The organism is Streptomyces sp. NPDC018263 (assembly GCF_055562575.1).
The window spans coordinates 428,223-452,205 of record NZ_JBVHFA010000005.1; the positions used below are offsets into that span (position 1 = coordinate 428,223).

The window sequence follows — 23,983 nt, forward strand, 5'->3', positions numbered from 1 at the left end:
ACGGGGTCACCCGGCCACGAACGGCCTGCTACGAAGAGCGCGTCGATAACGGACAACCGGCACCCGTGGAACACACGAGCGCGGCCTCCCTCGCCGAGCAACTGTCGCAGTCTACTCGGCAAGGGGGCCGCGCCCAAAAGGATCTTCCGCCGCCCCTCAGAGGGCCTGCAGAAACCTCACTGCTCGTCGAAGAGGCTCGTCACCGAACCGTCCTCGAACACCTCACGCACCGCGCTGGCGATCGTCCCGGCGATCGACAGCACCGTGATCTTGTCCAGGTCCGCCGCCAGCTCACCCGGCGTCGGCAGCGTGTCGGTGAACACGAACTCGCTCACCCGCGAGTTCTTCAGCCGGTCCGCCGCCGGACCCGACAGCACACCGTGCGTCGCCGTCACGATGACGTCCTCGGCCCCGTGCGCGAACAGCGCGTCCGCGGCCGCGCAGATCGTGCCACCGGTGTCGATCATGTCGTCGACCAGGACACACACCCGGCCCTCGACCTCACCCACGACCTCGTGCACCGTGACCTGGTTCGCCACGTCCTTGTCCCGGCGCTTGTGCACGATCGCCAGCGGCGCGCCCAGACGGTCGCACCAGCGGTCGGCCACCCGCACCCGGCCCGCGTCCGGGGACACCACGGTCAGCTTGGAGCGGTCCACCTTCGCGCCCACGTAGTCCGCCAGCAGCGGCAGCGCGAACAGGTGGTCCACCGGACCGTCGAAGAAGCCCTGGATCTGGTCGGTGTGCAGATCCACGGTCAGGATGCGGTCCGCACCCGCCGTCTTCATCAGGTCCGCGATCAGACGCGCCGAGATCGGCTCACGGCCCCGGTGCTTCTTGTCCTGCCGGGCGTACCCGTAGAACGGCACGATCACGGTGATCGACCGCGCCGACGCCCGCTTCAGCGCGTCGATCATGATCAACTGCTCCATGATCCACTTGTTGATGGGCGCCGTGTGGCTCTGGATCAGGAAGCAGTCCGCGCCGCGCGCCGACTCCTGATAACGCACGTAGATCTCACCGTTGGCGAAGTCGAACGCCTTGGTCGGGACGACCCCCACACCGAGCTTGTGAGCGACCTCCTCGGCAAGTTCGGGGTGGGCGCGGCCGGAGAAGAACATCATCTTCTTCTCGCCGGTCGTCTTGATCCCGGTCACAGCACTGTCTCCTCAGAGGTTCTCAGCCAGCCGCCGGCCAAGCGACCTCTCGACGGGGCACGAGAGGGCCGAATCGGCTGGTAGGGGTGCGGTTGTGCACTTATCACGGTACGCCGTGTTTGACGCAGCCGTGTCCGACGAGCCTTCCCTCAGCCCTCGTCCACGCCCGGCCGGGACGCCGCCTCCGCCGCCTTCGCGGCCGCGCTCCCAGGACGCTTACGGGCCACCCAGCCCTCGATATTCCGCTGCTGACCACGGGCCACGGCCAGCGCACCGGGCGGCACATCCTTGGTGATCACGGACCCCGCGCCGGTGTACGCGCCGTCCCCGACCGTGACAGGAGCCACAAACATGTTGTCCGAACCGGTCTTGCAATGCGACCCCACCGTCGTGTGGTGCTTGCTCTCACCGTCGTAGTTCACGAACACACTCGCCGCGCCGATGTTCGTGAAGTCCCCGATCGTCGCGTCCCCCACGTACGACAGATGCGGAACCTTCGTCCCCTCACCGATCGACGCGTTCTTCGTCTCCACGTACGTACCGACCTTCGACCTCACCCCCAGCCGCGTACCGGGCCGCAGATACGCGTACGGACCCACCGTCGCGCCCTCGCCGACCACCGCGCCGTCCGCCACCGTGTTGTCCACGCGCGCGCCCGCGCCCACCACGGTGTCGTGCAGGCGGCTGTTCGGGCCGACCTCCGCGCCCTCCTCGATCCGCGTCGCACCGGTGAGCTGCGTACCCGGGTGCACCACCGCGTCCCGGCCGAAGCCGACCGTCACGTCCACCCACGTCGTCGCCGGGTCCACCACGGTCACGCCGTCCAGCATCGCGGCCGTCAGCAGACGGTCGTTCAGCGTCCGGCGCGCCTCGGAGAGCTGCACCCGGTTGTTGATCCCGGCGATCTCCCGGTGGTCACCCGCCACCGAAGCGCCCACCCGGTGCCCGGCCGCCCGCAGGATGCCCAGCACATCGGTCAGGTACTCCTCGCCCTGGCTGTTGTCGGTGCGCACCTGCTTCAGCGCGTCCGCCAGCAGCCGGCCGTCGAACGCGAACACACCGCTGTTGATCTCGGCGATCGCCCGCTGCTCGTCCGTCGCGTCCTTGTGCTCCACGATCGCGGTCACCGCGCCGTTCGCGCCGTCCCGCACGATCCGGCCGTAACCGGTCGCGTCCGGGACCTCGGCGGTCAGCACGGTCACGGCGTTGCCGTCCGCCTGGTGCGTGCCGGTCAGGGCCGCCAGGGTGTCCGCGGTCAGCAGGGGGGTGTCGCCGCAGACCACCACGACGGTGCCGTCCACCGGGCCGCCCAGCTCCTCCAGCGCCATCCGCACCGCGTGCCCGGTGCCGTTCTGCTGCTCCTGCACGGCCGTACGGACGCCGGGGTCGATCTCGGCGAGGTGCGCGGCGACCTGCTCACGGGCGTGGCCGACGACGACCACCAGCTCGGCGGGGTCCAGTTCACGGGAGGCGGCCAGCACATGGCCGACCAGGGAGCGGCCGCAGATCCGGTGCAGGACCTTCGGTGTGGCCGACTTCATACGGGTGCCCTCACCCGCTGCGAGAACGACGACGGCTGCCGGGCGAATGGCGCTCACGGAGTTGCCTTTCGGCTCTGGGAAGAGGTGGTGACTGGCGGCAGAATACCGGGGGGCATTTCGGCGGACATGAGAGCGGGTCCCGCCGGGGGTGTGCCGGTCGGGACCCGAACTGAGCAATTTGCTCCCAGGGGAGGACTCGAACCCCCATGATCAGAACCAAAATCTGACGTCTTGCCCTTAGACGACCTGGGATTGCCGTTATGTCCGATTCGGAAGATCGGCCGTGGTGGCAGCCCCTACTATGCCGCACCACCAGCCTTCGACGCGACGGTAGAGGTCAGCGCTCCGGCGCACGCTGACGATCAGGCATCCCCGGTACTGCTCCCCGGTGTTCTTCCGGACCGTCTTGGGATTGTGGCGCTTCAGGGTCGTCTTCGCGAAGGCGCCCCCCTCCGCCCCGACGAGGCCGGCCCAGTACGTCTCGGCGGCCGCCACATCCGCCGACTCGTGGATCATCACCCGGAAGCTGACGTCCTCGCGTCGCACCCGGAGCAGGTCGAGCCAGGCCAGGAAGACGCGGATCACGCCGGGGTCGCTGTTGATGAAGACGACCCGCTCGCGGCGGGCGTGCGGCTTGTCCTTGCTTCCCTCGGCCCAGTAGAGAGCGACACCCGCGATGAACAGCTCGCGGTCGGACAGTGCGCCCATCTCCGCCCGCGCGTCCGCCTTGGTCCGTCGACGGCTCTCGTCGCGCACGGCCAGTTCGTGCTCCCAGCGTTTGCGGGCCGCCAGCTTCGCCTGCTCCGTGGGGTCCCGACGCTCCGGCTTTGGCAGGTCGCGCACCCAGAGCGAGATCGAGCTCTTCGAGCAGCCCAGCTTCATTTGGATCTGATCGTAGGTGTGGCCCTGGCGGCGCAGTTCCCTCGCTTCTTCCCGCAGGTCGTCCTTGGCGTTCGGGCGCTTCGTCCACTCCGGGGCCGGTTCGCCGTGGACGAGGCGGTTGAGGAGGTCGTTGTTGTAGACCTTCAGGTGGTCGCGGATCTGGCGGAGGCTCATGCCCTGGCGGCGGAGGGTGATGGCCTGGGTGTGGAGGTTTTCGATGTCGGGGTGGTTGGGGGTTTTGCCTGGTGAATGTGCCATTTGCATATCCCCCGGGGGGAATGTGGGGCTCCGGGGGTGCGGGCGGTGGAGTTCAGTAGTTCGAGTGACGGAGGGGGCCGCGGCCGGGGTGGGTAGGGGAAAGTCACCGGAAATGCCGCCGGGGGCGCCCGTAGGCTGGAGGGCATGACCACGACGGGGGAAGACCACACCAGGGCGCCGACCGGCCCGTGGTGGTGGGAGAGGCGGCGCGGTGCGGTGCTGGACGTCGGCCTGGGGCTGGCGTCGGCGGTGGAGTGCGGCGCGGAGGGCGTGCCGTTCGCGCGGGACGCGGGCGTGCCGCTGTGGCTCGGTGTCGTGTTCGGGCTGCTGGCGGGTTCGGTGCTGCTGTTGCGCCGGAAGTGGCCGGTCGCGGTGGTCCTGGTGGCGATCGCGGTGACGCCCGCCCAGATGGGCTTCCTGATGGGCATCGTCGGCCTGTACACGCTGGCGGCGTGCGAGCTGCCGCGCCGGGTGATCGTGGCGCTGGCGGGCATGTCGCTGGTGGGCACGATGATCGTGACGTTCGTGCGGGTGCGCCAGGACATGGCGCGCGGCGACCTGACGCTGGGCGACTGGTTCGTGCCGTTCGCCGCGGTGACCACCTCGCTGGGCCTGACGGCGCCTCCGCTGCTGCTGGGGCTGTACGTGGGTGCCCGGCGCCGGCTGATGGAGAGCCTGCGGGAGCGGGCGGACAGCCTGGAGCGGGAGCTGCAGTTGCTCGCGGAGCGTGCTGAGGAGCGCGCGGAGTGGGCGCGCGGTGAGGAGCGGACGCGGATCGCGCGGGAGATGCACGACGTGGTGGCGCACCGGGTGAGTCTGATGGTGGTGCACGCGGCGGCGTTGCAGGCGGTGGCCCGCAAGGACCCGGAGAAGGCGGTGCGGAACGCGGCGCTGGTCGGGGACATGGGCCGGCAGGCGCTGACGGAGCTGCGGGAGATGCTCGGGGTGCTGCGGTCGGGGGACTCCGGGGAGGCGGCGCGGCGGCGCGTGCGGCCGGAGCCGGTTCCGGTGCCGTTGGCGGCGGTGGGTGCTGCCGCCGCGGAGGCCGCGTCGAAGGCTGCGGCCGAGGTGGTCGTAGTGGACGGGCCGTGGCTGTCGGAGCTGGAGGAGCTGGTGGGTCAGTCGGCGGCGGCCGGGATGGTGGTGGCGCTGTCGGTGGAGGGTGAGCTGCGGTCGTATCCGGCGGAGGTGGAGCAGACGGCGTACCGGGTGGTGCAGGAGGCGTTGACGAACGTGCACAAGCACGCGGCGGGCGCGAAGACGTATGTGCGTCTGGCCCATCGGCCGGCGGAGATCGCGATGCAGGTGGAGAACGAGTCGCCGCCGGAGCCTGGGTCGGCGTCGGCGGGTCTGCCGTCGGGCGGCAATGGTCTGCTGGGGATGCGGGAGCGGGTCGTGGCGTTGGGGGGCGTGTTCGTGTCGGGGCCGACGGATGCGGGGGGTTTCCGGGTGTCGGCGGTGATTCCGGCGGCCTAGGGCCGTGTTCCCGCTGGTCTGGGGCCGCGTTTCCCGCTCGCCTCTTATGTCGTGTTCGCCGTCCAATCCTCGGTACGTACTGAATCCACCCATTGGATGAACGTGTCCGCCGTCCGGCATGCAGGGGGCTTTCCGGACGCAGTGTGTCGGTGCGCGCCGAGGGGTTCGGGGCGAGTCGACGGAAGGTTCTGGTCAGTCATGCGTACTGAGGCCATCGACCGGGTGACGCTGGTGTTCTCGCTCTTCGACGCGAACGGGAACGGTCATCTGGACCCGGAGGACTTCGAGCTGATGGCGTCGCGGGTGACGGCGGCCGCGGAGGGTTCGGGGGAGGGTGCGCGGGCGCGGATGGCGGGGGCGTTCCAGCGGTACTGGGAGACGCTGGAGGCGGAGCTGGACGCGGACGGGGACGGGCGGATCACGCTGGAGGAGTTCCGGGCGTGTGTGCTGGCGCCGGAGCGGTTCGCGGGGACGGTGCGGGAGTTCGCGGAGGCGCTGGCGGCGCTGGGTGACCCGGACGGGGACGGGGCGATCGAGCGGCCGTTGTTCACGGCGCTGATGCGGGCGATCGGTTTCGCGGAGCCGAACATCGACGCGCTGTTCGACGCGTTCGGTCCGGACGCGGAGGACCGGATCGCGGTGGCGACGTGGGTGGCGGGGATCGAGGACTTCTACGCGCCGGACAAGGCGGGGATTCCGGGGGACCGCCTGGTGGGCGCGGCGGTCTGAGGGACGTCGGGTCGGTTCGGGGAGAGGGGCGGTCCGGGGTGACGGTCGTGGGGCTCGCCGTGGGGCGGGGTACGGGCGGGGAGGTGGCCGGGGTCTTCGAGCGGGTGCTGGGGCATCTGGCGGGGGCGTACGGGGTGCCGGTGCGGGTGGAGCGTGCGGAGCGGGTCTACCACTCGTATGTGTCGCTGCGGGGTGAGGCGCCGGATCGGATCGCGGCGCTGACCGAGGAGGACGCGGCGCATTACGAGGGGTTCTGCCGGGGGCTGGCGGGCCGGGGGGTCTCGGCGGTGTTCCGTACGGCGGTCAACGCGCAGTCGTTGTATCTGGTGCGGCAGCGCCTTCGTGCGGTGAAGGTGGACGGGCTGGGGGGTCCGCCGGGCGGGGTGGCGCCGGAGCTGCTGCTGGTGCGGGATCAGGCGCAGGGGTTCTACACGGGGGAGAACCGGCATGAGCCGGGGCGTGTGGTGCGGACGATGGAGTTCTCGGAGGCGATCACGAACGAGGTGATCGACTGCGCGCTGGCGCGGGCGCGGCTGCTGTGGCCCGGGGGTGGGGCGGCGCGGGTGGTGATGGCGTACAAGTTCCATCTGCTGGACGGGGCGCTGGACGACTGGGTGCGGCGGGCGGCGGAGCGGTACGGGGTGGAGATCCGGTTGTGCCAGCCGGACACGGTGAACCGGGATCTGATCGCGCACGGTCTGCCGCCGGGGACGGTGGTGGTGGCGGGGAACGAGTGGGCGGACATCATGCATGTGGTGCTGCTGGACCGGTTCGGGGGTGAGCGGCAGGAGAGCCGGTTCACGGAGAACGTGCATCTGCTGCCGGAGGTGGCGGGGCTGGTGGAGTTCCAGACGGTGCACGGCTCGGCGGACGATCTTGAGGGCCGTGATCTGGTGAATCCGGTGGCGACGATCCGGGCGGCGGCGGCCGTGGCGGAGCGGCATGTGGGGTGTGCGGGGGCGGTGGCCGCGGTGGAGGGTGCGCTGGCGGGGCTGGCGGCGCGGGGGGTGTGCACGGCCGACGTGGGGGGTGCGGCGTCGACGGGTGAGGTGGTGGCGGGGGTGCTGGCCGGACTGGGGGTGCCGGGTCCGGGGGCGGACGCGCTGGTGGCGGGGGCGTGAGCGGGGCGGGGGGTGTGGTGCTGGTGGTGGTCGACCTGCAGAACGACTTCTGCGACGCGTCGGCCGCCGCCCGCCACGGCGGCGATCCGGGGGTGCTGGCGCGGGCGGCGGGGGCCGCGGCCGGGGTGGTGGAGCAGGCGCGGGCGGCGGGCGTGGAGGTGGTCTTCGTCCGGTTCCTGGGGGACGCGGCGTATCAGGGGCCGAGCTGGCGGCGGCGGGACGGGGTGCTGGGCAAGCGGCCGAAGTGTGTGGCGGGGAGCGGGGGCGCGGAGTTCCACGGGGTGGTGCCGGCCGCGGGGGAGCGGGTGTTCACCAAGTACGCGTGTTTCGACGCGTTCCTGGTGGAGGGGTTCGAGCGGTACCTGCGGGAGCGGGGGGTGGTGCGGCTGGTGTTCGCGGGGGTGTTCACCGATGTGTGTGTGGATTCGACGGCGCGGACGGCGTTCCAGAAGGGGTTCGAGGTGTCGGTGCTGACCGACTGCACGACGCCGTTGCATCTGCCGGAGCCGGTGATCCTGTCGTTCATGCGGCGTGTGTACGGGGCCCGGCTGACGACGCGTGCGGACCCGGAGCTGTGGGCCGCGTGCCCCTCGACCGAGGAGGAACCATCGCAACCGTCTCTGCGGCCGGCCGGTCCGGTACCGGTGACTTCGGAGTGGACGCCGGGGTAGGGGTGACCGCGCTGCTGGTGGCGGCGGCGCGGGCGATCGAGGCGCGCCGTCCGGACGCGCTGGCGCGTGATCCGTACGCGGAGTGCTTCGTGCGGGCGGCGCCGGTGTCGGCGCGCTGGCCGGTGTCTCCCGAGGAGGTGCCGCGCGGGGACGCCGATCCGGTGTGGGGGCGGCTCGCCCGGTACTTCGGGCTGCGGACGCGGGCGCTGGACGACGCGCTGCGCTCGGCGGCGCGGGCCGGGACCCGGCAGTTCGTGCTGCTGGGGGCGGGACTGGACACGCGGGCGTTCCGCCTGGACTGGCCGTCGGGCAGCACGGTGTGGGAGGTGGACCGGCCCGGTGTGCTCGGCTTCAAGGAGCGGGTGCTCGCGGAGGCGGGTGCGGTGCCGTCGGCCGGGCGGGTGCCGGTGCCGGTGGATCTGCGGGGCGACTGGGCGGCGGCGCTGCTCGGCGCCGGTCTGGACCCGGGGCTTCCTGCGGCGTGGCTTGCGGAGGGGCTGCTGCTGTATCTCCCGGCGGCGGCCGAACGCCGACTCGTCGCGACCGTCGACGGGTTGAGCGTGCCGGGCAGCATGCTCGGCTATGAGGTGAAGCTGCTGAAGGAGGCCCGCGCGGTGCGGGACAGCCCGGTGTACGCGGAGGCGCGGGAGCGGCTCGGGGTGGACCTGCTCGCGCTGTTCGACGGCGATCCGCGTCCCGACTCGGCGGCGGATCTGGCGGGCCGGGGCTGGCGGACCGAGGTGGGGACGCCGTACGACCATGTCCGCCGGTACGGTCGGGGGCCGCGCCCGGAGCCCGATGACGCGCTGGCCGCCAACCGCTGGGTGTTCGCGGTGAAGGACGCGGCGGGGGTCAGCCGGTGGTGAGGCGGACGGGCTGGGTGCCGGCGATGAGCGCGGTCAGCGCGTGGTCGATGTCGGGGCCGAGGTACCAGTCGCCGGTGTGGTCGAGCGTGTAGACCCGGCCCTGGGTGTCGATGGCGAGGAGGGCGGCGGTGTCGGTCTCCACGCCCAGCGGGCTGAGTTCGGTGGCGAGCGCGCGGCCGAGGTCGCCGAGGGTGCGGGCGAGGTGCAGGCCCTGGAGCGGGTCCAGGTGGAGGTTGGCCGGGGCGATCTGGCGGCCGGTGCCGGTGGGGGTGACGTGGAGTCCGCCGAACTCGGCCCAGGCTTCGACGGCGGCGGGGAAGACGGCGTGCCGGTGGCCCGCGGGGGAGAGGTGTTCACGCAGGGTGTCGGCCCAGATCTCGGCCTGCTTTATGTCCCAGCGACCGGGGTGCCAGCCCGCGGTGCGCAGCGCGTTGTCGACGGCGCCGGGGAAGCGGGGTGTGGTGCCGCCCGGGCCGTGAGGTGCGGTGAGCCTGGGGGATGAGGTGCGGTCTGGGTGCATCTGCCCTGTCGATCGTCGTGCTGGTGTGCGTGGTTCGTGGTCCCCGGCGGGGGCGGGGGTCAGTCGCCGGTGGTGGCCGGGTCGACGATGCGGACGCCGAAGTGGGCGCTGAGGGCGGCGCAGGCGCGGCAGGGGGTGGCGAAGCTGCCGTGCAGCGGGTCGCCGTCCTCGCGTATGCGGCGGGCGGTGAGCTTGGCGTGCTTCAGGGACTTGCGGGCCTCGCCGTTGGTCATGGGGCGGCGGGCGGAGCGCCTGCTGCGGGTGGCGTCGGCGGCGGTGAGGTGCCGTGAGATGAGGATCGTTTCGGCACACCGTCCGGTGAAGCGGTCGCGCTGGCCGCTGGTGAGGGTGTCGAGGAAGTCCTGCACGAGGTGGTGCAGGGGGGCGGGCTGGTCGCCGCGGGCGGCGGTGCCGGTGAGGGTGGCGCCGCGTACGGAGAGGGCGGCGGCGACGGCGGGCAGGATGCCGTCGCGGCGGTGCAGCAGGGCAGGGGCGGGAGGTTCGGTGCTGTCGCTCCAGCCGATGCGGGGGTCGCCGGCCCGCACGTCGGTACCTCCGGTCGGCATGGTGTTCATGGTCGTCTTCCCTCCCCTGGGCCCGCGCCCGGAGGACACAGAGTGCCAAATGCCGTGGCGGCTGCGGAAGCTGGGGCGGTGCGACACGCTGGTGCGGGGCTCCGCCGTCACGCGCGGTGACGGTTCGTCACACAAGTGGCGGGCTCTCGCGGGGGTGTTCGAGAGGCGGGGGCGGAGGGCCGGGGTCCGGTGGGCCGGTGACCGCCACACGCGTACCGCATAGGCTGTCGGCACCGCGCCGGGGCGCGGGCAAGGGCGTCGGTGACGTTGAAGACAGTCGGATACGGGTCGGGGCGTCCCGGCTCGTACAGAGTGCCGCAGGGGGCAACCGCCATGACGACAGGTCGGCTCGGGCAGGAAGCCGCGCCGCCGAACGCGGCCTATGCCGGGCAGGTCGTGCACTTCCCGGACCCGGTGCGGGCGGCCCGCCATCCGCGCGGCGTGCGGATCGACGAGCACGGTCACCCCGACTTCGCGCCGTACGCGCGCGCGGCGGCCGAGATCGCGGAGCCCCCGGTGGGGTTCGGCGTCGACGAACTGCGGCTCACGGACTACGTGTCGGCGAACGCGGTGCTCGCGGCGTCCGGACACGAGCTGTGGGACACGGTGCCGGAGGTGGCGACGCCGCACGGCTGGACGTGGCACCACGTCGCGAACTCCCGGCGCCTGGAGCTGATCCCGGTCGAGGTGAAGGCGCTGCTGCGGCACCACGGCGGGGTGGCGACGGCGGTGGTGGACCACGCCAAGCGCGGCACCCGGCCGCTCAACGAGACGCGTCCGGCGCACTTCGCGCTCCCCAAGTCGGAGATCGCGGTGACGGAGTCGCAGGTGCAGGGCGTCGAGGAGGACCTCGGCTACCGGCTGCCCGGCGCCTACCGGTCGTTCCTGAAGGCGGCGGGCGGCTGCGCCCCGGTGGGCGCCGCGCTCGACGCCGAGCTGGGCCTGCTGCTGGACCAGCCGTTCTTCACGGTCCGTGACGAGGCCGCGGTCAACGACCTGGTGTACGTGAACAAGTGCCTGCGCGACCACCTGACCAAGGACTACCTGGGCGTCGCGTTCGTCCAGGGCGGCCTGGTCGCGGTGAAGGTGAAGGGCGAGCGGGCCGGTTCGGTGTGGTTCTGCGCGTACGACGACGTACGGGACACCGACCCGTCCTGGTCGGCGGCGGAGCGCGTGGAGCGGCTGCTGCTGCCCTGCGGCGACGACTTCGACGCGTTCCTGTCCCGGCTGGCCGGTGATCCGCCGGAGCTGGAGACGGTGGCGAGTCTGATGGTGGACGGCGGCTTCGCGCACGCCGTCCCGGTGTCCGCGGCGTCGGCGCCGGCGGGGGAGTGAGGTCCGGGTCATGGTGACGTTTGCGCGCGCGCAGGAGCGCGGCGAGGAGTGGATCAACGGGGACGTCCCGGCGTACCAGCACCGGGAGGTGCGGGTGCGGGAGTTCGACCTCGGGTTCGTGGTGTGGGGCGAGGACCGGGCCGACGGCCCGCGTTCCGACGCGGGCGGCCAGCGGCTGGTCATCGCGCGGGACAGCGGCGAGGCCACGCTGTGGCCCGCGCTGCCGGTGGGCGAGGTCATCCGCCGGTACGAGGAGCTGTACGGCCGCCCCGACGACGTCGAGGACGCGGTGCCGGCGCCGCCCGCCGCGCGGGTGGACCTCAACCAGACGTCGTTCCTGCTGAGTCCGCCGGAGTGGTTGCAGGAGGCCGCGGACAAGCTGGGCATCCCGGACCGGCGTCAGGGTTCGGACACGGAGGCCGGTCGGGGTGCGCCCTCGGTCCCGGCTCAGGGTTCTTCCCCGGGGCTCGCCCAGACGCAGGCCGGCATCCCGACCCCGCCCGCCGCCGTCCCGGACAGCGGGGCCGCCTGGCCCGCCGCCCAGGGCGACGCGGAGGAGGAGCGCCGGGACGGGGACACCCCGTGGGCCGGTACGGACACCAACGGCGACGGCGAGGACCGTTCGGTGCCGCTGCCCGCGACGGTGTTCGCGCCGCCGGTGCACGACGGCACCCCGCCCCCGCCCGCCGCCGCGCCGGATGCCAAGACGGCGCTGATGTCGGGCGGCAGCCAGCTCCCGCCCACGGCGGTCGCGCCCGCGGTGGACGACACCAAGACGCCTGCCCAGGGCCCCGGTACGCCGCCGGCCCCGGCCCGCCCGCTGCCCCCGCACGCCGGGGACATCGCCGACGCCGCGACCAGCAAGGCCGCCCCGCCGCCCCGCAAGCCGCGCGGCAACGCCCCTCCGCATCCGCCGGGCGCCCCCGGCACTCCGGGCGCGGGCGCCGAGGGCTACGTACCCACGCAACTGGTGTCCTCGCTCGACGGCCCCTCCGGGCCGGAGGGCGCACCGCAGCCGCCGAACGCCCCGGCCCCGCCCCGGCCCGCCGGAGCGCCCGGTGCCGTGCACCACGCGGAGACCGTGCTGTCCCCGCCCTCGCCCGGCGGCCCCGGCGTACCCCCGCCGCCGTCCGCCCCCGGCACGCCTCCCGCGCCCGGCACCCAGCCGACGGCGGGCATGCCGCCCGTACCCGGCATGCCGCCCGGCCCGCCGCCCGCGCCGCAGCCGATGCCGCACGCGGGCCCGCCGCCGCAGGGCGCGCCCATGCCGCCGCCCGGTGCCATGCCGCCGCCGGGAGCCATGCCGCCCCCGGCCGGTGCGATGCCGCCGCCCGGTGCGATGCCGCCCGGTGCGATGCCGCCGCCGGCCGGGCCGATGCCGGGTCAGCCGGGTGCGTACGGGTTTCCGCCGCAGGGGCAGCCCATGGTGGGCCCCGGCTACCAGGCCGTGCTGCGCTACCGCGCCCACGACGGCTCGGAGCAGCAGCTCATCCGGCGTTCCGCGCCCGGCACCCCGCACCCGGAATGGCAGATCTTCCACGAGCTGCGCGCGATGAACGTGCCGCCGGACCAGGTGCTGGAGCTGCACACCGAGCTGGAGTCCTGCGAACTGCCGGGCGCGTACTGCGCGCGGATGATCCGGGAGCAGTGGCCGCAGGCGCGGATCGCGTCCATCGCGCCGTACGGCACGGACCATGCGAGCCGGCAGGAGGGCATGCAGGAGTTGCTGGCCCATCAGGGCGAGCTGCACCAGGTCGCCGACGGTCCCGCGCGGCCCGCGCCGGTGCGGGCGCCGCTGCCGCCGGTGCCGCCCGTGCCGCCGATCCCGCCGGAGGGGGTCGCGCAGGAGCTGGCGGCGGTGTTCGGTCCTGGCGTGTACCGGTTCGAGCAGCAGGCGGTGGCCCGGCAGGGCGTGCCGCCGGTCGTCGCGCACACCCTGGTGGTGGCCGGACTCCCGCTGGACATGGGCCCGTTCTTCTGGGCGCAGGCCCAGCCGGGCCGTCCGGTGCCGACGCTGGCGGAGCTGGCGGCCGAGCGCGGGGTGGCCCCGGCCTCGGACGCGGGGTCCTACCTGGTGATGGGCACGGACTTCGGCAAGGCGATCTGCGTGCAGTACGGCACCGCGAACATCGTGGCCGTGCCGGTGGAGAGCGGGCCGGGCGGGGCGCCGGTGCCGCCGCAGTTCGTCAACTCCGGGCTGCCCGAGTTCGCCCGCTGCCTGGCCCTGCTGGGCCGGATGTGGCGGCTGCGGTACGGGCTCAACCAGGAGCAGGCGGCCCGCTGGACCGTCGACTTCCAGGCCCAGTTGGCCGCGCTCGACCCGGCCGCGCTGGCGTCGCCGGAGAGCTGGTGGTCGGTGCTGCTGGAGCAGATGTGGGACGGCCTGCTTTAGCGGGCACCGCCGCTCAGACATGGGGCCCTTCACCGGTTCGGGTGAGGGGCCCCTGGGTGTTTTCCGGCTGATGCCGACCAAGTGTGGTCTGCGGAGTGTCGGTTTATGAACAGATATGACCCGACCGGCAGGATATGCAGGAAATCGTCCTGTCGGGCAGGCCCGGCGGAGAGGGGTCCCAGGGTGAGCGGCACAGCGAGGACACCGCGCGGCTACCGTCCCGACCAGGTCGACGCGTTCCTGGCCGCGCTCTCCCGCGACCGGGACGCCGCCTGGGAACGCGCGGCCCGGCTGACCGTGCTGGCCGGGCGGATGGAGACCGAGTCCGCGCGGCTCCGGGAGACGGCCGCGGGGCTCGCCCCGCAGGAGTACGACACCCTCGGCGAGCGCGCCCGGTACGCCTTCGGGCTGCTGCGCGAGGAGGCCCGCGCGGTGCGCGAGGCGGCCCAAGAGGAGGCGCGGCACGAGGCGGCGCGGGCCGAGCAGGACGCGGCCGGCGTCGTGCGGGCCGCGCGGGAGGCGGCGCGGGCGCGGTGCGCCGAGGCCGAGGAGGAGGGCGCACGGCTGCTGCTGGTGGCGCGCGGCGAGGCGGACCGGGTGCGGGTGGGCGCCCGGCGCGAGGTGCGGGAACTGCGCGGGCGGGCGCTCGCGGTCCTGCGGGAGGCGCGCGCCCACGCCGCCGCGCTGCCCGCCGTACTGGAGGCCGAGCGGGCGGAGCGCCGGGCGGCGGCCGAACGGGCGGACGCGGAGCGGGAGACGGCCGCCGAGGCCCGCCTCGCCGAGCGGACCGCCCGCGCGGAGGCCGGACTCGCGGCGGCCGGACGGGCGCTGGAGGAGGCGGCCGTCCGGGCGCGGCACTGCCAGGACGAGGCACGCGCGCGTGCCGCCGAGATCCTCGCCGGGGCCCGCCTCCACGCGGAGCGCACCGCCCGCGAGACCGAACGCGTCCTGCGCGAACACAGCGACACCTGGGACGACGTACAGGCCCAGACGAGCCGCGTACGCGACCGCCTGACCGAGCTGACGGGGCGGGCCGCCGCGCGGTGACGGGGGCTCATGTCGGGGTGCCCGTAGGGGACGGGTTGACCCTGACGCGGCGTAAGGGTGGAGGCTGACCGGGGTCGGGGACGGACACGACCCTGAGAAGGGCTCCACCCAACGGTGGAGTACCCCTAGGGGTATCTCCGTACGAGGGCTCGGGGAGGGTTCGTCCCCGCGGAGGACGAGGGCGGGTGTGCTCCGTCCTTAGTCTGTCTTTATGCCGCCAGGGGGGCGGCAGGCCGAACCCCGGGGGTAGGGATTTCCCCCCGGGAAACGGGGGCCCGCACCAGCGTGCGCAACCCCCCGTCGCGGCCAGACTTCAGGCGTAGCGCACGGACGTACCGGCCCGCACCACTTCACTCCCGCACCGCACCGCGATCCAGGGTGCCCGCGATCGACCCGTTATAGGAGACATACCGTGACATCGGCTGTGACCATTCCCAGGCACGGGGGCACTGGAGGGCCTACGGCCGTCGCCGCACGAGCGCGGCAGGTCGTGAAGTCCTACGGGGCCGGGGAGACCCGCGTCGTCGCCCTCGACCACGTCGACGTGGACATCGCCCGCGGCCAGTTCACCGCGATCATGGGCCCCTCCGGGTCCGGCAAGTCCACCCTGATGCACTGCCTCGCCGGTCTGGACACCGTGACCAGCGGTCAGATCTACCTGGACGAGACCGAGATCACCGGCCTGAAGGACAAGAAGCTCACCCGGCTGCGCCGCGACCGGATCGGCTTCATCTTCCAGGCGTTCAACCTGCTGCCGACGCTGAACGCGCTGGAGAACATCACGCTGCCCATGGACATCGCGGGCCGCAAGCCCGACAAGGCATGGCTGGACCGGGTCGTGGAGACCGTCGGGCTCAAGGACCGGCTCAGGCACCGGCCCACCCAGCTCTCCGGCGGCCAGCAGCAGCGCGTCGCCGTGGCCCGCGCGCTCGCCGCCCGGCCGGAGATCATCTTCGGTGACGAGCCGACCGGAAACCTCGACTCGCGCGCCGGCGCCGAGGTCCTCGGCTTCCTGCGCCGCTCGGTGGACGAGCTGGGCCAGACCATCGTCATGGTCACCCACGACCCCGTCGCCGCCTCCTACGCCGACCGCGTGCTCTACCTGGCCGACGGCCGGATCGTGGACGAGATGCTCAAGCCCACGGCCGAGCAGGTCCTGGACCGGATGAAGGACTTCGACGCGCGGGGGCGCACCTCATGACCGTCCTGAAGACCTCGCTGCGCAACTTCCTGGCGCACAAGGGCCGGATGGCGCTCTCCGCGATCGCGGTCCTGCTCTCGGTGGCGTTCGTCTGCGGCACCCTGGTGTTCACCGACACCATGAACACCACCTTCGACAAGCTCTTCCAGGTGACGTCCTCCGACGTCACGGTGAGCGCCAAGGGCGCCTCCGACACCGGGGAGACCACCTCCGACACCGGCAAGCCGCCGGTCCTCCCCGCAGCGGTCGTCGGCAGGATCGAGCGGGCGCCGGGCGTGAAGTCCGCCGAGGGCACCGTGTTCTCCACCTCGGTCACCGTGGTCGACGGCGACAAGGAGAAGCTGTCTCCCACCAGCGGCGCCCCGACCATCGTCGGCAACTGGAACGCCAACGACGCCCGCACCATGAAGATCACCACCGGTGCGGCGCCCAAGGGGTCCGGCCAGATCATGGTCGACGCCGACACCGCCAAGAAGCACCACCTGAAGCTCGGCGACGACATCGGGGTCATCACCGCCGTCGGCACGCACCGGGCGCGCGTCTCCGGCATCGCCACCTTCACCGTCACCAACCCCGGCGCGGCGATCTTCTACCTGGACACCAGGACCGCCCAGCAGGCCCTGGTCGGCCGCACCGGCGTCTTCACCAACGTCAACGTCACCGCCGCCCAGGGGGTCACCGACGCCCGCCTCAAGCGGGACGTGAGCACCGCCCTCGGCACCGGCTACAAGGTGCAGACCGCCAAGGAGGTCGCCGACGCCAACCAGCAGGACGTGAAGAGCTTCCTCGACGTCATGCGGTACGCCATGCTCGGCTTCGCCGGGATCGCCTTCCTGGTCGGCATCTTCTTGATCATCAACACCTTCTCGATGCTGGTCGCCCAGCGCACCCGCGAGATCGGCCTGATGCGGGCCATCGGCTCCTCCCGCCGCCAGGTCAACCGGTCGGTGCTGATCGAGGCCCTGCTGCTCGGCGCCGTCGGCTCCGTGCTCGGCGTGGGCGCCGGGGTCGGGATCGCCGTCGGCCTGATGAAGCTCATGGGCCAGATCGGCATGCACCTGTCCACGGACGACCTGACGGTCGCCTGGACCACCCCGGTCGCCGGTGTGGTGCTCGGCGTCGTCGTCACCGTCCTCGCCGCCTATCTGCCGGCCCGCCGCGCGGGCAAGATCTCCCCGATGGCCGCCCTGCGCGACGCGGGCGCCCCGGCCGACGCCCGGGCCGGTGTGATCCGCGCGGTCGTCGGCCTGGTCCTCACCGGCGCCGGCGCCGCGAGCCTGGCCGCGGCCGCCGCCGAGGACCACGCCACCACCGGCTCGGCCTGGCTGGGCCTCGGCATCGTCCTCACCCTGATCGGCTTCGTGGTCATCGGCCCGCTGCTCGCCTCCGGCGTGGTGCGCGTCCTCGGCGCGATCGTCCTGAGGGTCTTCGGGCCCGTCGGCCGCATGGCCGAGCGCAACGCCCTGCGCAACCCGCGCCGCACCGGCGCGACCGGCGCCGCCCTGATGATCGGCCTCGCCCTCGTGGCCTGCCTCTCCGTGGTCGGCTCGTCCATGGTGGCCTCCGCCACCGACCAGCTCGACAAGACGGTGGGCGCGGACTTCATCGTCCAGAGCGACAACGGCTCCGTCATCACCCCGCAGGCCGTCGACGCCCTCAAGAGCACGCCGGGGCTGGAGCGGGTCACCGAGTACAAGGTCCTCCCGGTGACCCTGACCACGCCGGACGGCAAGGTCTCCCGGAACGAGACCCTCAACGCCGCCGACCCCTCCTATGCCGAGGATCTGCGCACCAAGACCGTCCAGGGCGACCTCGCCGACGCCTACGGCGCCGACTCCATGTCCGTCTTCGCCGGCTTCGCCAAGGACCACGGCATCAAACTGGGCTCCAAGGTCGACGTCGCCTTCAAGGACGGCCGCACTGCCGAGCTGACGGTCCGCGCGATCACCAGCGACGAGGTCGTGGTCGACAAGGGCGCCATGTACGTCTCCATCGCCACCGCGAAGAAGTACGTGCCGGCCGACAAGATGCCGCTCGACCTGCTTCTCTTCGCCACCGCCAAGGAGGGTCAGCAGGACGCCGCGTACAAGTCCCTGAAGGCGTCCCTGCACGACTACCCGCAGTACACCGTCCGCGACCAGACCGACTACAAGCAGGCCCTCAAGGACCAGATCGGCCAGCTCCTCAACCTGATCTACGGCCTGCTGGCCCTCGCCATCATCGTCGCCGTCCTCGGCGTGGTGAACACCCTCGCCCTCTCGGTGGTGGAACGCACCCGCGAGATCGGCCTCATGCGAGCCATCGGCCTCTCCCGCCGCCAGCTCCGCCGCATGATCCGCCTGGAGTCGGTGGTGATCGCCCTCTTCGGCGCGCTGCTCGGTCTCGGCCTGGGCATGGGCTGGGGCGCCACCGCCCAGAAGCTGCTGGCCCTCCAGGGGCTGAAGGTGCTGGACATTCCCTGGCCGACGATCATCACGGTCTTCGTCGCCTCGGCCTTCGTGGGCCTGTTCGCGGCGCTGATCCCGGCGTTCCGGGCGGGGCGGATGAATGTGCTGAGCGCTATCGCCACGGAGTAGGGGGCAGCGAGGGGGGCTGGTGCCGGGGGCTTGGGGGCTCCCGGCACCGGCGTGTTTCCGGCGGGGTGGTTGCTTTTCAAGCTGCGCTTCTCGGCCAACCGAGACGGGCGGGCCTGGTACGCCCCCTGCAGCACAGGCCCCCCCAGGAAGCAGACGTTATCCACAGCCCCCCGCCAAGCCAGCCGCCGCGTCGTACGCTGGAAGACCCCCGGCCCGTACGACGAGTCGGGCGATTCGCGTTCCCACCCCCAGGACGGAAAGCCCCTCCATGAGCCTGCACGGTCTGCTCGACGCCGTCGTCAAGGACCCCGCCCTCGCGGAAGCGATCACCGCGGCCACGGACGGCAACCGCCCCCACATCGACCTCGTAGGCCCGCCCGCGGCCCGCCCCCTGGCGATCGCCGCCCTCGCCCGCGACACCACCCGCCCGGTACTCGCCGTGACCGCGACCGGCCGCGAGGCGGAAGACCTGGCCGCGGCCCTCCGCTCCCTGCTGCCCCCCGAGGGCGTGGTGGAGTACCCCTCCTGGGAAACCCTCCCGCACGAGCGCCTCAGCCCCCGCAGCGACACCGTCGGCCGCCGCCTGGCAGTCCTGCGCCGCCTGACCCACCCCCGCCCCGACGACCCCGAGACCGGCCCCGTCTCCGTCGTCGTCGCGCCCGTCCGCTCGGTGCTCCAGCCGCAGGTCAAGGGCCTCGGCGACCTGGAACCCGTATCCCTGCGCACCGGCCAGACCGCCGACCTGAACGAGATCGTGCAGGCCCTCGCGGCGGCGGCGTACGCGCGCGTGGAGCTGGTCGAGAAGCGCGGCGAGTTCGCCGTACGCGGCGGCATCCTGGACGTGTTCCCGCCCACCGAGGAACACCCCCTGCGCATCGAGTTCTGGGGCGACGACGTAGAGGAGATCCGCTACTTCAAGGTCGCCGACCAGCGCTCCCTGGAGGTCGCCGACCACGGCCTGTGGGCCCCGCCCTGCCGCGAACTGCTCCTCACCGACGAGGTGCGCGACCGCGCGCGTGCCCTGGCAGAGGAACACCCCGAGCTGGGCGAACTGCTCGGCAAGATCGCCGAGGGCATCGCGGTCGAGGGCATGGAATCCCTCGCCCCCGTCCTCGTCGACGACATGGAACTGCTCCTGGACGTCCTCCCGAAGAACGCGATGGCCGTCGTCTGCGACCCGGAGCGGGTCCGTACCCGCGCCTCCGACCTCGTCGCCACCTCGCAGGAGTTCCTCCAGGCGTCCTGGGCGGCCAGCGCGGGCGGGGGCGAGGCGCCCATCGACGTCGGCGCGGCCTCCCTGTGGTCCATCGCGGACGTACGGGACCGAGCCCGCGAGCTGGACATGATGTGGTGGTCCGTCTCGCCCTTCGCCGCCGACGAGGAGCTGGGCGGCGACACCCTCAAGCTCGGCATGCGCGCCCCCGAGACCTACCGCGGCGACACCGCCCGCGCCCTCGCCGACACCAAGGGCTGGCTCTCCGACGGCTGGCGCACGGTGTTCCTCACCGAGGGCCACGGCCCGGCCTCCCGCACCGTCGAGGTCCTCGGCGGCGAGGGCATCGCGGCCCGGCTGGACGCCGACCTCGACGAGCTGAGCCCCTCCGTCGTCCACGTCTCCTGCGGCTCGATCGAGCACGGCTTCGTGGACCCGGCGCTCAAGCTGGCCGTCCTCACCGAGACCGACCTGACCGGGCAGAGGGCCGCCGGCCGCGAGGGCGTCCGCATGCCCGCCCGCCGCCGCAAGGCCATCGACCCGCTCACCCTCGAATCGGGCGACTACATCGTCCACGAGCAGCACGGCGTCGGCCGCTACATCGAGATGGTCCAGCGCACCGTCCAGGGCGCCACCCGCGAGTACCTGGTGGTGGAGTACGCCCCCGCCAAGCGCGGCCAGCCCGGCGACCGGCTGTACATCCCCACCGACCAGTTGGAGCAGATCACCAAGTACGTCGGCGGCGAGGCCCCCACCCTGCACCGCCTGGGCGGCGCCGACTGGACGAAGACCAAGGCGCGCGCCAAGAAGGCCGTCAAGGAGATCGCCGCCGACCTGATCCGGCTCTACAGCGCCCGCATGGCCGCCCCCGGCCACGCCTTCGGCGGCGACACCCCCTGGCAGCGCGAGCTGGAGGACGCCTTCCCGTACGCGGAGACCCCCGACCAGCTCACCACCATCGCCGAGGTCAAGGAGGACATGGAGAAGTCGATCCCCATGGACCGCCTGATCTGCGGCGACGTCGGCTACGGCAAGACCGAGATCGCCGTCCGCGCCGCCTTCAAGGCCGTCCAGGACGGCAAGCAGGTCGCCGTCCTGGTGCCCACCACCCTGCTGGTGCAGCAGCACTTCGGCACGTTCTCCGAGCGGTACTCGCAGTTCCCGGTCAACGTGCGCGCCCTCTCCCGCTTCCAGACCGATACCGAGGCCAAGGCCGTCCTGGAAGGGCTCAAGGACGGCTCGGTGGACATCGTCATCGGCACCCACCGCCTGTTCTCCTCCGAGACCAAGTTCAAGGACCTCGGCCTGGTCATCGTCGACGAGGAACAGCGCTTCGGCGTCGAGCACAAGGAACAGCTCAAGAAGCTGCGCGCCAACGTGGACGTCCTCACCATGTCCGCCACGCCCATCCCGCGCACCCTGGAGATGGCGGTCACCGGCATCCGCGAGATGTCCACCATCACCACCCCGCCCGAGGAGCGCCACCCGGTCCTCACCTTCGTCGGCCCCTACGAGGAGCGGCAGATCGGAGCCGCCATCCGCCGTGAACTCCTGCGCGAGGGCCAGGTCTTCTACATCCACAACCGGGTCGAGTCCATCGACCGCGCGGCCGCCAAGCTCCGTGAGATCGTCCCCGAGGCGCGCATCGCCACGGCCCACGGCCAGATGTCCGAACAGGCCCTGGAACAGGTCGTGGTGGACTTCTGGGAGAAGAAGTTCGACGTCCTGGTCTCCACCACGATCGTGGAGTCCGGCATCGACATCTCCAACGCCAACACCCTGATCGTGGAACGCGGCGACAACTTCGGCCTCTCCCAGTTGCACCAGTTGCGCGGCCGCGTCGGTCGTGGCCGCGAGCGCGGGTACGCCTACTTCCTGTACCCGCCGGAGAAGCCGCTCACCGAGACCGCGCACGAACGGCTCGCCACCATTGCCCAGCACACCGAGATGGGCGCCGGCATGTACGTCGCAATGAAGGACCTGGAGATCCGCGGCGCGGGCAACCTGCTCGGCGGCGAGCAGTCCGGCCACATCGCGGGCGTCGGCTTCGACCTGTACATGCGCATGGTGGGCGAGGCCGTGGCCGACTACCGGCGGCAGTTGGAGACGGGGGAGCCCGGGGCGGGAGGCGTGGAGGAGGCGCCGCTCGAGGTCAAGATCGAGCTGCCGGTCGACGCGCACGTCCCGCACGACTACGCGCCGGGCGAGCGGCTGCGCCTCCAGGCGTACCGGTCCATCGCCTCCGCCAACTCGGAGGACGACATCAAGGCCGTCCGCGAGGAACTCACCGACCGCTACGGCAAGCTGCCCGAGCCGGTGGAGAACCTGCTGCTCGTCGCCGGTCTGCGCATGCTGGCGCGGGCCTGCGGGGTCGGCGAGATCGTCCTCCAGGGCAACAACATCCGCTTCGCGCCGGTGGAGTTGCGCGAGTCGCAGGAGCTGCGGCTGAAGCGGCTGTATCCGGGCTCGGTCATCAAGCCGACCGCGCACCAGGTGCTGGTGCCGCGTCCCAAGACGGCCAAGGTCGGCGGCAAGCCGCTGGTCGGCCGGGAACTCCTGGGCTGGGTCGGGGAGTTCCTGGCGTCGATCCTGGGGTCCTGAGCGAGGTCTTCAGCGGGCCGGGGGAGCGCTGGTTCCCCTGGCCCGTTCCCCTGGCCCGTTCTGCTGCCCGGGTCCGGCGTCAGCCGGCCGAGTGGAACAGCATCGCGGTGAGCGCGCGGAACGTGTCCTCCGGGTCCTCCTCTCCCATCTGGTTGTCGAGGTTGTGGCCGAGGAGCAGCGTGGCGTAGCCGTGGGCCAGGGACCAGGCGGCCATCTGGGCCAGCCGGGCGTCGGGGCCCCGGTCGCCGGGGTCGACGCCGGCGACGGCTCGGCTCAGGGCGTCACCGGCCAGGGCGCGGGCGGTGGTCAGCTCCAGGTCCTCGGCGCGCAGCAGCTCCGGGCTGAACATCACCTGGAAATGCGCGGGGTGCTCGCGGGCGAACCGCACGTACCGCACGCCGGCCTCGCGCAGGCCGGGAGCGTCCCGCAGGGTGTCCGCGAGCAGGCCGAACCCCTCGGCGGCTATCGCGGTGAGCAGTCCGGTCCGGTCCTTGAAGTGGTGCGCGGGCGCCGCGTGCGAGACCCCGGCGCGGCGGGCGAGGTCGCGCAGGCTCAGGGCACCGGGGCCTTCGGCGGCGATGACGTCGAGCGCGGCGGACAGCACGGCCCGCCGCAGATCGCCGTGGTGGTACGTCCGCCGTTCCGCGGACGTGGAGTTCGAGGGGCTCATGGAATCAGCATACGCGGAATCTAGTCATTGACAAGTTCTTTCTGCTCCGGCAATCTAGTCAGTGTCAAGTCGAAGGCGGCCGGCCGACGGTCGCATCCGGGGGAGGAGACCGGCATGTCCGAGAAGACACTGGAAGCGGTGGAGACGGCCCGCGTACGCCAGCTCTGGCACCTGCTTGAGCCGTTCCACGCGCTGCTCTACTACGCACCCGAGGTGGAAGAGGAGATGGCCGCGCTCGGGTACGGCACCGAGGACCGCTGGCCCACGTATTTCCCCCTGCGCGCGGCCCCGTTGGGGGAGGCCGGCGCCGAGCGGGTGGCCTCCGCCTTCTACAGCTTCAGCCCGCGCATGGTCGCCCGGCACATGGAAGCGGTGTGGGACATCGCCGACCCGCAGGAAGTGCTGGCGGCCCGGCTGCGAGGCATCGACCGCGCCTACCGAGCCATCCTCGGAGCCGGTGTCGACGGGCCGGGCCTGGCCGAGGCTGCCACTCTGGCCCGCCGTGCGGCGGAATCGGCCGGCACCGAGGGCCGACCCCTCGCGGCGGCCAACGCCGAACTCCCGTGGCCCGAGGCCCCGCACCTCCAGTTGTGGCACGCGGCCACGATCCTGCGGGAACACCGGGGCGACGGCCACCTGTCCGCCCTGCTCGTCGCCGGACTCGATCCCGTGGAGTCCCTGGTGTCCTTCGCGGCGATAGGCGCCGCTTCCGTCGAACGCTTCGAGAGCCGGGGCTGGAGCCGGGAGGAGTGGGCGGCCGCCCGTGAACGCCTCGCGGCGCGCGGCCTGGTGGAGCCGGACGGTACGGCCACGCCGGAGGGCCGCGCTCTGCGCCGCCGCGTCGAGGAGCACACCGACCGTCTCGCCGCAGCCCCTTGGCAGTCCCTCGGCCGGACGGACGCCGACCGCCTGGGCGACCTCCTCGGCGACCACTGGGTCGCGGTCCTCTCCTCCGGCCTGCTGCCCTCCGAGTCGACTCTTGGCATAGGCAAGGTCTGAGTCAGGCGCGCGAACCGGCGGACACCCAAAGCCCCGAATAACCCTGTACGCCCCTTCTGTTCCTGTCCACCAAGCACGGCGCGGCCGTTACGGTGGAGAGCGGATCTCTCCGCCCGCGTGTCAGCGGACGGACCAGGGCGAACGAGGGGGGCG

The 23,983-nt window shown here is 72.6% G+C and carries 18 protein-coding genes and 1 tRNA gene; 12 read left to right on the forward strand and 7 right to left on the reverse strand.

Annotated features, from left to right (window positions below; translation table 11 throughout):
* Window positions 1-176: 176 nt before the first annotated feature.
* The 4 genes from ACZ3HQ_RS17565 to ACZ3HQ_RS17580 all read right to left on the reverse strand — a co-directional run bounded on the left by ACZ3HQ_RS17565 (window position 177) and on the right by ACZ3HQ_RS17580 (window position 3,838).
* Entirely contained in the window at window positions 177-1,157 is a 981-nt protein-coding gene (locus ACZ3HQ_RS17565; protein WP_389006642.1) for a ribose-phosphate diphosphokinase, read from the reverse strand.
* Window positions 1,158-1,306: 149 nt separating this feature from the next.
* On the reverse strand, window positions 1,307-2,755 hold the full coding sequence (glmU, locus tag ACZ3HQ_RS17570) for a bifunctional UDP-N-acetylglucosamine diphosphorylase/glucosamine-1-phosphate N-acetyltransferase GlmU (RefSeq protein WP_467511812.1): 1,449 nt from the start codon (window positions 2,753-2,755) through the stop codon (window positions 1,307-1,309).
* A gap of 124 nt (window positions 2,756-2,879) precedes the next feature.
* A tRNA-Gln gene (locus ACZ3HQ_RS17575) sits at window positions 2,880-2,950 on the reverse strand.
* 6 nt (window positions 2,951-2,956) lie between these two features.
* Window positions 2,957-3,838 (reverse strand): hypothetical protein, encoded by an 882-nt coding sequence (locus ACZ3HQ_RS17580; RefSeq protein ID WP_467511813.1) that lies wholly within the window; start codon window positions 3,836-3,838, stop codon window positions 2,957-2,959.
* A 144-nt stretch (window positions 3,839-3,982) separates the two neighbouring features.
* Between ACZ3HQ_RS17580 and ACZ3HQ_RS17585 the strand changes: the two genes are divergently transcribed.
* From ACZ3HQ_RS17585 to ACZ3HQ_RS17605, 5 genes are all read left to right on the forward strand, one after another.
* Complete coding sequence (locus tag ACZ3HQ_RS17585; protein WP_467511815.1) at window positions 3,983-5,314, forward strand: sensor histidine kinase; 1,332 nt, start codon at window positions 3,983-3,985, stop codon at window positions 5,312-5,314.
* Window positions 5,315-5,512: 198 nt separating this feature from the next.
* On the forward strand, window positions 5,513-6,043 hold the full coding sequence (locus ACZ3HQ_RS17590; protein ID WP_467511817.1) for an EF-hand domain-containing protein: 531 nt from the start codon (window positions 5,513-5,515) through the stop codon (window positions 6,041-6,043).
* A gap of 38 nt (window positions 6,044-6,081) precedes the next feature.
* Entirely contained in the window at window positions 6,082-7,164 is a 1,083-nt protein-coding gene (locus ACZ3HQ_RS17595) for an isocitrate/isopropylmalate family dehydrogenase (protein ID WP_467511819.1), read from the forward strand.
* The gene (locus ACZ3HQ_RS17600) at window positions 7,161-7,835 is read left to right on the forward strand and encodes a cysteine hydrolase family protein (RefSeq protein WP_467511821.1); all 675 of its coding nucleotides are present in this window, start codon (window positions 7,161-7,163) and stop codon (window positions 7,833-7,835) included. Before ACZ3HQ_RS17595 ends, ACZ3HQ_RS17600 begins: the two co-directional genes overlap by 4 nt.
* Window positions 7,820-8,701, forward strand: coding sequence for an SAM-dependent methyltransferase (locus tag ACZ3HQ_RS17605; RefSeq protein WP_467511823.1), 882 nt, complete (start codon window positions 7,820-7,822; stop codon window positions 8,699-8,701). Before ACZ3HQ_RS17600 ends, ACZ3HQ_RS17605 begins: the two co-directional genes overlap by 16 nt.
* Here the strand turns inward: ACZ3HQ_RS17605 and ACZ3HQ_RS17610 are convergent.
* Together ACZ3HQ_RS17610 and ACZ3HQ_RS17615 are read right to left on the reverse strand one after the other, a co-directional pair.
* Complete coding sequence (locus ACZ3HQ_RS17610; protein ID WP_467511825.1) at window positions 8,688-9,221, reverse strand: SUKH-3 domain-containing protein; 534 nt, start codon at window positions 9,219-9,221, stop codon at window positions 8,688-8,690. The two genes, ACZ3HQ_RS17605 and ACZ3HQ_RS17610, sit on opposite strands and share 14 nt — an antisense overlap.
* 59 nt (window positions 9,222-9,280) lie before the next feature.
* Window positions 9,281-9,796 (reverse strand): YwqJ-related putative deaminase, encoded by a 516-nt coding sequence (locus ACZ3HQ_RS17615; RefSeq protein WP_350904063.1) that lies wholly within the window; start codon window positions 9,794-9,796, stop codon window positions 9,281-9,283.
* A 333-nt stretch (window positions 9,797-10,129) separates the two neighbouring features.
* On the opposite strand from ACZ3HQ_RS17615, the gene ACZ3HQ_RS17620 reads away from it, so the two are divergent.
* The 6 genes from ACZ3HQ_RS17620 to mfd all read left to right on the forward strand — a co-directional run bounded on the left by ACZ3HQ_RS17620 (window position 10,130) and on the right by mfd (window position 22,161).
* Entirely contained in the window at window positions 10,130-11,131 is a 1,002-nt protein-coding gene (locus ACZ3HQ_RS17620) for an SMI1/KNR4 family protein (RefSeq protein ID WP_467511827.1), read from the forward strand.
* A gap of 10 nt (window positions 11,132-11,141) precedes the next feature.
* Window positions 11,142-13,523: an SUKH-4 family immunity protein gene (locus ACZ3HQ_RS17625; RefSeq protein ID WP_467511829.1), complete on the forward strand. Its 2,382-nt coding sequence runs from the start codon at window positions 11,142-11,144 to the stop codon at window positions 13,521-13,523.
* A gap of 183 nt (window positions 13,524-13,706) precedes the next feature.
* Window positions 13,707-14,570, forward strand: coding sequence for a DivIVA domain-containing protein (locus ACZ3HQ_RS17630; RefSeq protein ID WP_467511831.1), 864 nt, complete (start codon window positions 13,707-13,709; stop codon window positions 14,568-14,570).
* Between the two features lie 412 nt (window positions 14,571-14,982).
* Window positions 14,983-15,771, forward strand: a complete 789-nt coding sequence (locus ACZ3HQ_RS17635) for an ABC transporter ATP-binding protein (protein ID WP_467511833.1) — start codon at window positions 14,983-14,985, stop codon at window positions 15,769-15,771.
* Window positions 15,768-18,347, forward strand: coding sequence for an ABC transporter permease (locus ACZ3HQ_RS17640; RefSeq protein ID WP_467511835.1), 2,580 nt, complete (start codon window positions 15,768-15,770; stop codon window positions 18,345-18,347). Before ACZ3HQ_RS17635 ends, ACZ3HQ_RS17640 begins: the two co-directional genes overlap by 4 nt.
* A 268-nt stretch (window positions 18,348-18,615) precedes the next feature.
* Window positions 18,616-22,161: a transcription-repair coupling factor gene (gene mfd / locus ACZ3HQ_RS17645; RefSeq protein ID WP_467511837.1), complete on the forward strand. Its 3,546-nt coding sequence runs from the start codon at window positions 18,616-18,618 to the stop codon at window positions 22,159-22,161.
* Window positions 22,162-22,240: 79 nt separating this feature from the next.
* On the opposite strand, the gene ACZ3HQ_RS17650 is transcribed toward mfd, so the two are convergent.
* Window positions 22,241-22,831, reverse strand: coding sequence for a TetR/AcrR family transcriptional regulator (locus tag ACZ3HQ_RS17650; RefSeq protein WP_467511839.1), 591 nt, complete (start codon window positions 22,829-22,831; stop codon window positions 22,241-22,243).
* 114 nt (window positions 22,832-22,945) lie between these two features.
* On the opposite strand from ACZ3HQ_RS17650, the gene ACZ3HQ_RS17655 reads away from it, so the two are divergent.
* A complete protein-coding gene (locus ACZ3HQ_RS17655) occupies window positions 22,946-23,830 on the forward strand; it encodes an SCO6745 family protein (protein WP_467511841.1) in 885 nt (294 codons plus the stop codon).
* Window positions 23,831-23,983: the final 153 nt, after the last annotated feature.